This window comes from Micromonospora sp. NPDC048040, from assembly GCF_055587185.1.
This window is the reverse complement of the sequence record NZ_JBVJGT010000006.1, coordinates 1-12,593: the sequence shown is the minus strand read 5'-3', so window position 1 is coordinate 12,593 and position 12,593 is coordinate 1. Positions and strand designations below refer to the sequence as shown.

General features: G+C 74.2%; 12 protein-coding genes. 6 read left to right on the top strand and 6 right to left on the bottom strand.

The features are described from left to right. Positions 1-215: 215 nt before the first annotated feature. The 3 genes from ACZ6O2_RS09290 to ACZ6O2_RS09280 form a co-directional block, all read right to left on the bottom strand. On the bottom strand, positions 216-1,370 hold the full coding sequence (locus ACZ6O2_RS09290; protein WP_350702355.1) for an acyl-CoA dehydrogenase family protein: 1,155 nt from the start codon (positions 1,368-1,370) through the stop codon (positions 216-218). A gap of 100 nt (positions 1,371-1,470) precedes the next feature. Beyond that, a complete protein-coding gene (locus ACZ6O2_RS09285) occupies positions 1,471-3,003 on the bottom strand; it encodes an acyl-CoA carboxylase subunit beta (RefSeq protein WP_466022525.1) in 1,533 nt (510 codons plus the stop codon). A gap of 212 nt (positions 3,004-3,215) precedes the next feature. Further along, positions 3,216-4,136 (bottom strand): hydroxymethylglutaryl-CoA lyase, encoded by a 921-nt coding sequence (locus ACZ6O2_RS09280; protein ID WP_466022524.1) that lies wholly within the window; start codon positions 4,134-4,136, stop codon positions 3,216-3,218. Between the two features lie 207 nt (positions 4,137-4,343). On the opposite strand from ACZ6O2_RS09280, the gene ACZ6O2_RS09275 reads away from it, so the two are divergent. The 6 genes from ACZ6O2_RS09275 (at position 4,344) to ACZ6O2_RS09250 (ending at position 9,869) form a co-directional block, all read left to right on the top strand. Further along, the gene (locus ACZ6O2_RS09275; RefSeq protein ID WP_466022523.1) at positions 4,344-4,880 is read left to right on the top strand and encodes a SigE family RNA polymerase sigma factor; all 537 of its coding nucleotides are present in this window, start codon (positions 4,344-4,346) and stop codon (positions 4,878-4,880) included. Continuing rightward, a complete protein-coding gene (locus ACZ6O2_RS09270; RefSeq protein ID WP_466022522.1) occupies positions 4,877-6,124 on the top strand; it encodes a beta propeller repeat protein in 1,248 nt (415 codons plus the stop codon). The genes ACZ6O2_RS09275 and ACZ6O2_RS09270 overlap by 4 nt, the downstream gene beginning before the upstream one ends. A 64-nt stretch (positions 6,125-6,188) precedes the next feature. Further along, on the top strand, positions 6,189-6,812 hold the full coding sequence (locus ACZ6O2_RS09265) for a hypothetical protein (protein WP_466022521.1): 624 nt from the start codon (positions 6,189-6,191) through the stop codon (positions 6,810-6,812). Then, positions 6,809-7,927, top strand: coding sequence for a peptidoglycan-binding protein (locus tag ACZ6O2_RS09260; protein WP_466022520.1), 1,119 nt, complete (start codon positions 6,809-6,811; stop codon positions 7,925-7,927). Before ACZ6O2_RS09265 ends, ACZ6O2_RS09260 begins: the two co-directional genes overlap by 4 nt. Continuing rightward, positions 7,924-8,619, top strand: a complete 696-nt coding sequence (locus tag ACZ6O2_RS09255; protein WP_466022519.1) for an ABC transporter ATP-binding protein — start codon at positions 7,924-7,926, stop codon at positions 8,617-8,619. Before ACZ6O2_RS09260 ends, ACZ6O2_RS09255 begins: the two co-directional genes overlap by 4 nt. 68 nt (positions 8,620-8,687) lie before the next feature. Further along, positions 8,688-9,869 carry an ABC transporter permease gene (locus tag ACZ6O2_RS09250; protein ID WP_350702716.1) on the top strand — a complete coding sequence of 394 codons (1,182 nt, stop codon included), beginning with the start codon at positions 8,688-8,690 and terminating at the stop codon, positions 9,867-9,869. Between the two features lie 89 nt (positions 9,870-9,958). On the opposite strand, the gene ACZ6O2_RS09245 is transcribed toward ACZ6O2_RS09250, so the two are convergent. The 3 genes from ACZ6O2_RS09245 to ACZ6O2_RS09235 all read right to left on the bottom strand — a co-directional run bounded on the left by ACZ6O2_RS09245 (position 9,959) and on the right by ACZ6O2_RS09235 (position 12,492). Beyond that, positions 9,959-11,326 (bottom strand): acetyl-CoA carboxylase biotin carboxylase subunit, encoded by a 1,368-nt coding sequence (locus ACZ6O2_RS09245; RefSeq protein ID WP_466022518.1) that lies wholly within the window; start codon positions 11,324-11,326, stop codon positions 9,959-9,961. Positions 11,327-11,413: 87 nt separating this feature from the next. Next, positions 11,414-12,034, bottom strand: coding sequence for a TetR/AcrR family transcriptional regulator (locus ACZ6O2_RS09240; protein ID WP_350702372.1), 621 nt, complete (start codon positions 12,032-12,034; stop codon positions 11,414-11,416). Positions 12,035-12,141: 107 nt separating this feature from the next. Further along, positions 12,142-12,492: a hypothetical protein gene (locus ACZ6O2_RS09235; RefSeq protein WP_466022517.1), complete on the bottom strand. Its 351-nt coding sequence runs from the start codon at positions 12,490-12,492 to the stop codon at positions 12,142-12,144. Positions 12,493-12,593: the final 101 nt, after the last annotated feature.

Genomic DNA, 12,593 nt, shown 5'->3' with positions numbered 1-12,593 from the left:
GGCGGCAGCCGAGCGTCGCCCTGCCGACGCTGCGGTGCGGATATCCGACAGCGGGCCCGGCCGTGGGCCGGTTGACGGTGGCGCGGGACCGCGTCCGGCCGTGGGCCGGTCGACGGGGGCGCGGGGCCGGGGGCTCGCCGGGGCCGGTCGCCGGAAGCGCGGGGCCGGGCCGGCGGCGGGGGTTCGACTGCCCGACGCCGCCGGGCCCGGCGACGTCACATGCCCAGGTCGCGCGCGATGATCATGCGCTGCACCTCGGACGTACCCTCGCCGATCTCCAGGATCTTGGAGTCACGCCAGAAGCGCGCCACCGGGTACTCGTTCATGAAGCCGTAGCCGCCGTGGATCTGGGTCGCCTCCCGGGCGTTGTCGACGGCGACGGTGCTGGCGTGCAGCTTGGCGATGGCGGCCTGCCGCTTGAACGGCTCGCCAGCGAGCATCCGGGCGGCGGCGTCGTAGTAGGCCAGCCGGGCCGTGTGCGCCTTCATCTCCATGTCGGCGATCTTGAACTGGATCGCCTGGTAGTTGCCGATCGGCTGGCCGAACGCCTGGCGCTCCTTCGCATACTTGATCGACTCGTCGACGCAGCCCTGGGCGAGGCCCACGGCCAGGGCGGCGATGGCGATCCGGCCCTCGTCGAGGATGCGCAGGAACTGGGCGAAGCCCCGGCCGCGCTCGCCGAGCAGGTTGGCCGCCGGCACCCGGCAGTCGTCGAAGGTCAGCTCGTGGGTGTCCGAGGCGGTCCAGCCGACCTTGGAGTAGCCCGGCGCGACGCTGAAGCCCGGGGTGCCGGAGGGGACGATGATGGTGGACAGCTCCTTGGCGCCGTCCGGGCGGATGCCGGTGACCGCGGTGACGGTGACCAGGGCGGTGATGTCGGTGCCCGAGTTGGTGATGAACGCCTTCGAGCCGTTGATCACCCACTCGCCCGTGGCCTCGTCGAGCACCGCGCGCGTCTGCGTGCCGCCCGCGTCCGAACCGAAGCCGGGCTCCGTGAGGCCGAAGCCGGCCAGCGCCTCGCCGCTGAGCAGCTTCGGCAGCCACTGCGCCTTCTGCTCCTCGGTGCCGAAACGGTAGATCGGCATCGCGCCCAGCGACACCGCCGCCTCCAGGGTGATCGCCACGCTGGAGTCGACCCGGGCCAGCTCCTCCAGGGCGAGGCAGAGCGCGAAGTAGTCGCCGCCCATGCCGCCGTGCTCCTCGCCGAAGGGCAGCCCGAACAGGCCCATCTTGCCCATCTGCCGGATCACCTCGTACGGGAAGGTGTGCTTCTCGTAGTGCTCCGCGATGACCGGGGCCACCACCTCGCGCGCGAATTCCCGCACGCTCTCCCGCAGCGCCTCTTGCTCCTCGGTGAGCCGGAAGTCCATGGATTCCTCCTGTGTGACGGGCCGCCGGGCGCTCGTGACGCCGGGACGGGTCGCTGGTGCGGGTCGGTCCCGCGCCGGCCGGGTGGGGCCAGCGGCGGGATCAGACCGGGGTGACGCCGTGCCGGCGCCGGGAGAAGTGCCGCTCCTTGGTGCGGGCGGCGGCGAACCGGCGGGTCAGCTCGGCGCGCAGCTCGTGCGGCTCGACGATCGCGTCCACCACCAGTTCGCTGGCGAGCCGGACGATGTCGATGTCGCGCTCGTACTCCTCGCGCTTGGCGGCGACGAAGGCGGCCCGCTCGGCCTCGTCGGCGATCGCGGCGATCTTGTTGGCGTAGACCGCGTTGACCGCCGCCTCGGCGCCCATCACCGCGATCTTGGCGGTGGGCAGCGCGATCGTGGCGTCCGGCTCGAAGCCGGGCCCGGCCATCGCGTACAGGCCGGCGCCGTACGCCTTGCGGACCACCACGCAGATCTTCGGCACGGTGGCCTCGGAGATCGCGGTGATCATCTTGGCGCCGTGCCGGATGATGCCCTGCTTCTCCACCGCGCTGCCGACCATGAACCCGGGCACGTCGGAGAGGAAGAGCAGCGGCACGTTGAACGCGTCGCAGAGCTGCACGAACCGGGTCGCCTTGTCGGCCGAGTCGACGAAGAGCACCCCGCCCTTGAACATGGAGTTGTTGCCGACCACGCCGACGACCTCGCCGTTCAGCCGGCCGAAGCCGATGGTCAGCTCCTTGGCCCAGAGCGCCTGGATCTCGAAGAAGGAGCCGTCGTCGAGCAGGCCCTTGACGTACCGCCGCATGTCGAACGCCTGCCGCTCGCTCGCCGGCACCAGCGCGGCGAGGTCGGCCTTCTCCGGCGCCGGCACCGCCTCGGCGGCCGGCGGTACCTGCGTCCAGTTGGCCGGGAGGTAGGACAGGTAGCGCTTCACCACGTCGAGCGCGTCAGCCTCGGTCTTGCAGAGGAAGTGCCCGACGCCCGACTCGGCGCAGTGCACCTTGGCCCCGCCCATCGCCTCCAGGGTGGTCTTCTCCCCGGTGACCATCTCGACCATCCGGTCGGAGCCGAGGTACATGCTGGCGTTGCCGTCGACCATCGCGACCACGTCGCAGAACGCCGGAATGTACGCCCCGCCGGCCGCGCTCGGCCCGAACAGCGCGCAGACCTGCGGGATCGAGCCGGAGGCGCGGACCTGGTTCCAGAAGATCTTCCCGGCGCCGCGTCGGCCGGGGAACAGCTCGACCTGGTCGGTGATCCGGGCACCGGCCGAGTCGACCAGGTAGACCATCGGCACGCCGGTGGAGTAGGCCCGCTCGATGATCCGGATGATCTTCTCGACGGTCCGGGCGCCCCAGCTGCCGGCCTTGACCGTGGAGTCGTTCGCCATGAGGCAGACCTGGCGGCCGTCGATGGTGGCGGTGCCGGTGACCACGCCGTCGGCCGGCAGGCCCTCGGCCATCGCGTTGGCGTAGAGGCCGTCCTCGACGAAGGAGCCCTCGTCCACCAGGAGGGCGACCCGCTCCCGGGCGAAGAGCTTGCCCTTGGCGGCGTTCGCCGCGTGGTACTTGTCCGCACCGCCGGCCCGGGCCCGCTTGCGCAGCTGCTCCAGAGCCTCACCGTCGAGCGTCACGCCGACCCCCTACCGCCGCCACCGTGGCCCGCCGCCTCGTGGGCAACCGAACCGACCTGAACGATCGTTAGGCTAGCGCATCGGCCCGCCCCCGACACCCCTCAACCCCACCCCGGCCCGTCGCGCCGCGATCTTGCACTTTTCGGCCCCGTTTTTGCGGCATTCGTGACTTATGACAGGCGGGGTGAGGGTGGGGGGAGGAGGGGTGGGGGTCAGGCGGGGTGGGGGGTCAGGCGGGTGCGGGGGCCGGCGCGGAGGACGCCGGAGGGGAGCTGACGGCCGACGAGGCGCTCGGCCAGTTCCGCCACCTCGATCAGGGCGGCCAGGTCGATGCCGGTGTCGATGCCCATGTCGTGCAGCATGTGCACCGCCTCCTCCGTGGCGAGGTTGCCGCTGGCGCCCGGCGCGTACGGGCAGCCGCCGAGGCCGCCGACGCTGGCGTCGAACTCGGTCACGCCCAGCTCCAGCGCGGTGAGCATGTTCGCCAGCGCGGTGCCCCGGGTGTTGTGGAAGTGCAGCAGCACGGGAATCTGGGCGTTGCGGTCGCGTACGGCGGTCAGCAGCTCCCGGACGCGGCGGGGCGTACCCATGCCGGTGGTGTCGCCGAACGCCACGCGGTCGGCGCCGTCGCGGACCACCCGGTCCACGATGGCGGCCACCCGGGCCGGGTCGGTGTCCCCCTCGTACGGGCAGCCAAAGCTGGTCGCGATGATCACCTCGGCCTGCGCGCCGGCGCCGTGCAGCAGGTCGATCAGCTCGGCGATGTCGTCCAGCGACTCTTCCGTGGAGCGGTTGACGTTGCGCCGGTTGTGCGTGTCGCTGGCGGAGACCACCACCTCGATCTCGGTGAACCCGGCGGCGAGGGCGCGCTGCGCGCCCCGGGTGTTCGGCACCAGCGCGGAGTAGCGCACCCCGTCGGCCTTCGCGGCCCGCTGCCACACCTCGTCGGCGTCGGCCATCTGCGGGATCGCCTTCGGGTGCACGAACGAGACCGCCTCGATCCGCCGCACGCCCGTGCCCGAGAGGGCGTCGAGCAGCCGCACCTTGGCGTCGGTCGGGATCGGGTCCTCGTTCTGGAGCCCGTCGCGCGGCCCGACCTCCCGGATCGACACGGAGCCTGGCAGTTCCGTCATAAGGGGTCACCTCACTGTGACGTGGTGCAGTGGTGGGTTCGTCCAGCCTCCCACCCGCACACCGCTCCCCGCGAGGGGGCGCACCGTACGCGCCGGGAGCCGCCCGATGGTCGGTCTACCGTCGTCGCCGACGGCCGTCGGAAATACTTCGGCCACCCGTGCAACCGGTCGGCCCCCCGCTGAGCACCTATCGGTGAAGGGAGCGGGATGCGCGACGAGGACGAGGAGCGGCGCCGGTTCAGCGAGTACTTCGCGGCCCGGCGTGAGCTGGTGCGGCGTACCGCCTACCTGATGTGCGGCGACTGGCACTGGGCGGAGGATCTGGCGCAGGCCGCCTTCATCCGGCTCGCCGCGAACTGGCACCGGATCCGGGACCCGCAGGCGGTGGACGCGTACGTGCGCACCTGCCTGATCCGGGCGTACCTGTCGGAGACCCGGCGGGTGTGGCGGCGCCGCGAGCGGACCGTCGCCGAGCCGCCCGACGTGGCCGGTCCCGACGACGACGCCGAGGCGGCGGCCCGCCGGGTGGCGTTCGCCCAGGCGCTGCGGCAGGTGCCACCGCGCCAGCGGGTGACCCTGATCTGCCGGTTCTACCAGGGGCTCGACGTGGCCGAGACGGCCGCGGCGCTGAAGTGTTCCGAGGGCACGGTCAAGAGCCAGACGGCGCGCGGCCTCGCGACGCTCCGCCAGCTCCTCGGCGACGCCGTTCCGAGCCTCGCCTGCGCCATGGAGGGAAGGCCATGACCGGACTGCGTGAGCTCTTCGAGGATGCCGCGGGCTCGTCGGCGCGGCCGAGCCGGCTGACGGCGGACGAGGTGTACGACGCCGGCCGACGCCGGCACCGTCGACGGCTCGCGGCGACGACCGTGGCCGGGGCCACCGCCCTCACCGTGGTCGCCGTCGCCGCCGTGAACCTGCTGGCGCCGGTACCTGCGCCGGTCGACGGGCCACCCGCCGCCGGCCGGACCGCCCCGACCGGGGACCCCGATCCGGCGTCCGGACGGCGAATCCAGTGGTCCGGTGCCGTCGACCGCAACCACCTGTACCTGTCCCTGTCGACGTGCACCGGCGGACCGTGCCAGCAGAAGCAGACCGTCGCCCTGGTGGGCTCCACGGACGGCGGCCGGACCTGGAGCGACCGGGGTACGCCGATCACCGTCAGCGCGCTGGCGGTGCTCGGTCCCGACACGCTCGTCGCGGCCGTGCCCCGCAACCGGCCAGGCGCCGACCGGACCCTGCTGGCCAGCCTCGACGGCGGTCGCACCTGGGCCGCCGCCCGGTCCGCCGGTACCGCCGATGCGGTGCCGGCCGGTGGCGCACCGATCTGCTGGTCGCCGCAGGTCGGAACGCCGTGCACCCTGCACGCCGTGGATCCGGCGACCCGCACGGTGGCGCCACTGGCCGAGCAGCCGCCGCTGACGATGTGGACGGACGAGCTGCGGGTCGAGAAGTCGGCTGGTCGCCTCCGGGTCGCGGGCACCGACCCGGCGACGGGCCGTCCCGCCGTCTCGACGAGCGCGGACGCCGGCCGCAGTTGGTCCACCCACGTCTTCGCCGACGCGCCGGCCTGCCCGGAGGAGAGGTGCGAGGCGCCGCTGCTGGCGGTGACCGGGACGGCGACGACGTACGCCGCGACCACCGGCGGCGATGCCCGGGCCGTCTACCGCACCGACGGCACCGGCGAACGGTGGCAGCGGCTCACCGACGCCCACCTGCCGGACGAGCCGGCCACGAAAGGGTCGTTCGTGACCGCCGACGGCACCCACGTGCTGTTCCAGCTCGTGAACGGCCGGAACGCCGACGCCCGCCGCTACTGGGCGGCCCGGGACGGCGGCGCGTACCAGGCGGTCGAACTCGTGGGCCTGCCGACCACCGCCGGACCGGTCCGCCGTACTCCGGACGGCTGGTTCTACGCCTCCGACGACGCCGACGGCACCCTGTACGGCTCCACCGACGGCTGGCGCTGGTCGCCGGTGACCCGCCGCTAGCACCCACACCCCCAGAGGGGCGACCCACTGCACCCCTCTTCCGCCCTGAAAGATAGGAAAACAGGTGATCCGTTCCATGCCATCCCGCCGTCGACGGTCGTGGTTCGTCGGCCTCGGGGCCACCGCGTTGGTCGTCGCGCTCGCCGCCTGCGGCGCGGAGGACCAGCCGCCGGCGGTCGCCACCGCGGGCGGCCCGGGCACCCCGCCGTCGACGTCGGCGGCCGCCACCGGAGTCGTCGCCGAGTACGTGGAGGCGCAGCGGCAGTGGGTCGCCTGCCTGCGCGAGCGGGGCTTCCAGGTGCCGGACCCGGATCCCCGGGGCAGGGTCGACCTGCGGGCGCCCGGGGTCCCGAAGAAGGGCGACCCGAAGTGGACGGAGGCCCAGAAGACCTGCGCGAAGTACAGCGTGCCGATCCCGGACGAGCTGGAGGAGAAGCCGCCGGCGCTGACCGCGGAGGAGGTCGGGCACCGGCGGGCGTACGCCAGGTGCATGCGCGAGAACGGGGTCGCGGACTTCCCCGACCCGGGCCCGGACGGCTACTGGCCGCAGGACAACGACAACGGCGGTGGCCCCACGGTCAGCGAGCAGCAGGCGGCGGCCCAGTACCGGGCCGGCCAGATCTGTGAGCCGGTGCTCCACGGTCAACCGTCGACCACGCCCGACCCGAACGCCACCGGCCGCGGGTGAGCGACCCGATGGACCCGACCGAGGTGAGCCGCCGCCGACCACGGCGGCGGCTCCGGGCCGCGGCCGGCGCCGGTCTCGTGTTGGTGACGCTCGCGCTGGCCGGCGCGGCGACCCTCGGCCTGGGTGGCCACGGCGACACCCCGACGCCGGCCCGCACCGGACCCGCCGCCACCGCCCCGATCACCCGGCAGACCCTGGTCCGGTCCGTGGCGCTGGCCGGCGAACTCGGCTACGGCGCGGCCACCCCGCTCGCCTCGCTCGCCGCCGGCACGGTGACCTGGCTACCCGAGGTGGGGGCCACGGTCCGGCGGGGCGAGGCCCTGCTGCGCGCCGACGAGCAACCGGTGGTGCTGCTGTACGGTGCCCTGCCGATGTACCGGCCGCTGACCGTCGGTGTGCGCGGCTCGGACGTGCGGCAGTTCGAACGCAACCTCGCGGCCCTCGGGTACGGCGGCTTCACCGTCGACGACACCTTCTCCGCGAGCACCACCGCCGCCGTGAAACGGTGGCAGGACGACCTCGGGATACCGGACACCGGCACGGTGGACCGGGAGCGGGTGGTCTACGCCCCCGGCACGCTCCGCGTCTCCCAGCATCTGGTGCCCGTCGGCGCGAGCGCGACCGGCACCGTGTTGGCGTACACCGGCAGCACCCGGGTCGTGACGGTGTCCGCGGGCACCGGCGAGGCGGCCTGGGCGAAGAAGGGCACCAGGGTCACCGTGACCCTGCCGACCGGCGTCTCGATCGCCGGGAAGGTCGGGACGGTGGCCCCGCCGACCGCGCCGGCCGGCGGTCAGGGGCCGGCCGATCCGGAGCGGCCCGGCACCGGCTCGGCCACCGTCCAGGTCACCATCGCCGTCGCCGACCAGCGGGCGCTGGGCGGGCTGACCGGCACACCGGTCGACGTCCGGTACGTCGCGCAGCAGCGCGAGAAGGTGCTCACCGTTCCGGTCGACGCGCTGCTCGCCCTTGCCGAGGGCGGCTACGGCGTCGAGGTCACCGGGCCCGGCGGCACCCGGATCCTGCCGGTGCGGGCGGGGCTGTTCGCCGAGGGACGGGTCGAGGTGCAGGGCGATGGCCTGGCCGAGGGGCTGCTGGTGGGGGTGCCGGGATGAGCGGGTACGTCATCGAGCTGACGGGCGTCTCCCGGACCTATCCGGGCGGGGTGACCGCGCTGCGCGAGGTCGACCTGCGCATCGGGTACGGCGAACTGGTCGCCGTCGTCGGTCCGTCCGGCTCGGGCAAGTCGACCATGCTGCACCTGATCGGCACGCTCGACCGGCCGTCGTCCGGCTCGGTGCGGATCGACCGGCACGACGTCTCGGCTCTCACCGACCGGCAACTGTCCGCCCTGCGCGGCACCCGGATCGGCTTCGTGTTCCAGCAGTTCCACCTGGCCGCCGGGATGCCGGTGCTGGACAACGTGGCCGACGGGTTGCTCTACGCGGGCGTACCGCTGCGGCAGCGACGGCGGCGCGCCGAGGCCGCGCTGCGGCGGGTCGGTCTCGGCCACCGGCTCGACCACCGGCCGCACGAGCTGTCCGGGGGCGAGCGGCAGCGGGTGGCCGTCGCCCGGGCGGTGGTCGGGGAACCGGCCGTGCTGCTCGCCGACGAGCCGACCGGCAACCTCGACTCCGCCTCCGGCACATCGGTGCTGGCGCTGCTGCACGGCCTGCACGAGCAGGGCACCACCGTCGTGGTCATCACCCATGACCAGCAGGTCGCGGCCGGCCTGCCGCGCCGGGTCGTGCTGCGGGACGGTCGGGTCGTGCACGATTCGGGCCGGACACCGGCGGTGCCGGCGTGACCGGGCGCGCCGGCGTCGGGACGCGCGGCACCAGCCCGCCGACCGCCGGTGCGGGTGGGCCCGGGAAGCTGCGGCCGGGTCGGCTCTCCCCGGCCGACATCGCGCGGGTGGGCTCCGTCGGGCTTCGGACCCACCCGCTGCGGGTCACGCTCACCGCCCTGGGCATCGCCATCGGCATCGCCGCGATGCTGGCCGTGGTCGGCATCTCCACCTCCAGCCGGGCCGAGCTGGACCGGACCCTGGACCGGCTCGGCACCAACCTGCTCACCGTGACGCCGGGGAAGACCCGGGCCGGGGAGAAGGCCGTCCTGCCCGAGCAGTCGGTGGGCATGATCGCCCGGATCGGACCGGTGGAGTCGGTCGGCGCGACGGGTGCCCTCGACCGGGCCGTCTACCGCACCGACCGGGTGCCGCCCGGCCAGACGGGCAGCATCGCGGTGTTCGCCGCGCAGCGGGAACTGCTCGACACGGTCGGCGCGACGGTCGACTCCGGTTCCTGGTTCACCGCCGCGACCGCGGAGTACCCGACGGTCGTCCTGGGCGCCACCGCGGCGCGGCGGCTCGACGTGCCGAGAGTCGGGCTCCGGGTGTGGCTGGGCGGCGAGTGGTTCACCGTGGTCGGCGTGCTCGCGCCCGTGCCGCTGGCCGAGGAACTGGACTCGGCCGCACTGGTGGGCTGGCCGGCGGCGAGGTCCTATCTCCAGTTCGACGGCCGGCCGACCCGGGTCTACGTCCGCACCACGGAGAGCCAGGTCGCGGCGGTGCGCGCGGTGCTGGGACGGACCGCGAACCCGCCGGCACCGGAGGAGGTGGTCGTGTCCCGCCCCTCGGACGCGCTGGCCGCCCGGCAGGCCACCGACACCGCGCTGAACGGGCTGCTGCTCGGGCTGGGTGCCGTCGCGCTCCTGGTCGGCGGCGTCGGCATCGCCAACACGATGGTCATCTCCGTCCTGCAACGGCGGGCGGAGGTGGGGCTACGGCGGGCACTGGGCGCCACCCGGGGCCAGATCCGTGTCCAGTTCCTCGCCGAGGCGCTGCTGCTCTCCGTCCTCGGTGGGATCGGCGGCACCCTGCTCGGGGCGGGGATCACCGCGCTGTACGCGTACAGCCGGCAGTGGCCCACGGTGGTGCCGGCCTGGGCGATGGCCGGCGGCCTGGGCGCGACGGTGCTGGTCGGTACGGCCGCCGGTCTCTACCCGGCGATCCGCGCCAGCCGGCTCCCACCCACCACGGCCCTGGCCGGCCCCTGACGGAGCACGATCATGAGGTTGGCGGTGCGATCCGGGAGGGGACGCACCACCAACCTCACGTCGACCGGGTTCCCCGGCGCCGGACGCGGTCAGCGCATGCGGGAGACGATGCCGGTGTCGTAGTCGCCGGAGAGGAACTCGTCGTTCTCCAGCAGCTCGGCGAAGAAGGGCAGGTTGCACTTCGGGCCGGTCAGCTCGAAGGCGGCCACCGCGGCGCGGGCCCGCTCGATCGCCTCGGCGCGGGTGGCGCCGCTGACGATCAGCTTCGCCATCAGGCTGTCGTAGAACGGGGTGACCGTGTTGCCGGCGACGTAGCCCGAGTCGACGCGGACGCCGTCGCCGGTCGGCTCCGTCCACGCGGTGATCACGCCGGGGCCGGGCAGGAAGCGCTTCGGGTCCTCGGCGTTGATCCGCAGCTCGATGGCGTGCCCGCGCGGGGCGAGCGCGTCCGGGTCGAAGGTCGGCGCCAGGCCGGCGGCCACCCGCAACTGCTCCTCGACCAGGTCGACGCCGTAGACCAGCTCGGTGACCGGGTGCTCGACCTGGAGCCGCGTGTTCATCTCCAGGAAGAAGAACTCCTCGGACGCGGGGCCATCGCCCGTGAGGTCCCGCTCACGCGGGACCAGCAGGCACTCCACCGTGCCCGCGTTGCGGTAGCCGACCGCCTCGCCGGCGCGTACGGCGGCGGCCAGAAAGCGCTCCCGCAGCTCGGGCGAGACCGCCGGCGACGGCGACTCCTCGACCAGCTTCTGGTTGCGCCGCTGCACCGAGCACTCCCGCTCGCCGAGGGCCACCACCCGGCCGTCGGCCAGGCCGAGGATCTGCACCTCGACGTGGCGTACCCGGGGGAAGTAGCGCTCGATCAGCACCGAGCCGTCGCCGAACATCCGCTCGGCGAACGAGCGCACCTTGTCGTACTCCGTGCGGAGCGCGGCCTCGTCGTTCGCCACGCCCATGCCCATGCCGCCGCCGCCGGCCGCGGCCTTGACCATCACCGGGTAGCCGATCTCCGCCGCCGCGGCCACGGCCGCGTCCAGATCGGCCGCCGGGTCGGTGGTGCCGGGCGCGACCGGCACCCCGGCCGCCGCCATCAGGTTCCGGGCGTTGATCTTGTCGCCCATCGCGGTGATCGCGTCCGCGCCGGGCCCGACCCAGATCAGCCCGCTCGATTCGACCGTACGGGCGAAGTCGGCGTTCTCCGACAGGAAGCCGTAGCCGGGGTGGATGGCCTGCGCGCCGGTCGACTTGGCGGCGGCGAGGATGGCCTCGACGTTGCGGTAGCTCTGGGCCGGGTTCGCCGGGCCCACGCACACCGCCTCGTCGGCCTCGGCCACGAACGGCAGGCCGGCGTCGGCCTCGGAGTGCACCGCGATCGCGCGGACGCCGAGCCGCCTGGCGGTACGGATGATCCGGCGGGCGATCTCGCCCCGGTTGGCGACCAGCAGCGACTCGATCATTATTCCTCCCAGCATCCGGGATCGGGACGGGTGCCAGGTAACCACGGCCGCCCGGTTACTGACGAGTCGCCCCCGGGACGCCCGGGGTCACCGTTCGAGGTGGGCCAGCAGGGCGGCCAGGGTGGCCGCGCGCAGCAGCTCGGCCCGGCGGCGCCGGTCCACCTCGCCGCCGAGGAACGGCGTCGAGTTCATCAGGCCGAACGCGGCGTGGGCCAGCACCCGCGCCTCGCCGTCGGGCATGCCCGGGTGCAGCGCGGTCAGCACGGTCACCCACTGTTCGACGTAGAGCCGCTGGAGCCGGCGGATCCGGCGGCGGGGCTCGTCGGGGAGACGGTCCAGCTCGTGCAGGTGCAGGGCGATCACCGCCGGGTTGGCCAGCGCGAACTCGACGTGGAAGTCGATCAGCGACTCCAGCGCGCCGCGCGGGTCGTCGGGGTGGCCGGCGGAGCGTTGCTGACCGCCGGCGAGCAGCTCCTCGCTGACCGGGATCAGCGCGGCGACCAGCATCGCCTCCTTGCCGGCGAAGTGGTGGTAGAGCGCCGGGCCGGTGACCCCCGCGGCCGCGCCGATGTCGTCCATCGAGACGCCGTGGTAGCCACGGGAGGCGAAGAGGCCGACCGCGATCTCCAGGATCTCGTCCTTGCGGGACCGACGCCGGCCCGACCCCGCGGTGCCGCTCGCCCTGCGTGCCTGCTGCTCGACCGTCACCGGGCAAGCGTAGACCGAGTCGCGGGCGGCGTGGAGGCTCGGTTACCCACCGGTCGCCTCCGTCCGGGCCGGGCACCTGGGGAAACCCGGCCCGGACGGCGCGACCGTCAGTGCTCGGGGTCGAGGTCGTACTCGGCCCGCAGGGCGGCGGCCTCGGCCGGGCGATCCAGCAGGTCCAACGCCCGGGCCAGCAGCCAGGCGGCCTGCTGCACCGGGCGGGATCCGGCCGGCAGGCCGCCGAGCACCTCGCGCAGCAGCCGCTCCGCCTCGGCCGGCCGTTCCAGCCGCAGCAGCAGCTCGCCGGTGAAGACCTCCACCTGCGCGGCCTCGCCGAACGCCTCGATCGACCGGAGCCGGGTGGGCACCCCGACCAGCCGGTCGTACGCCTCGGCCTCCCGTCCCTCCGCGGTCAGCACCCGCGCCCCGACCTCGGCCGCCAGGGCCAGCTCGTACGTCACCGGCGGCGGCTCGTCGGGGGGGGGGGGGGGGGCCCCCCCCCCCCCCCCCCCCAACCCACCAATGCACAGGACAATCGACCCGTCACCCCCCCCCACCCCCC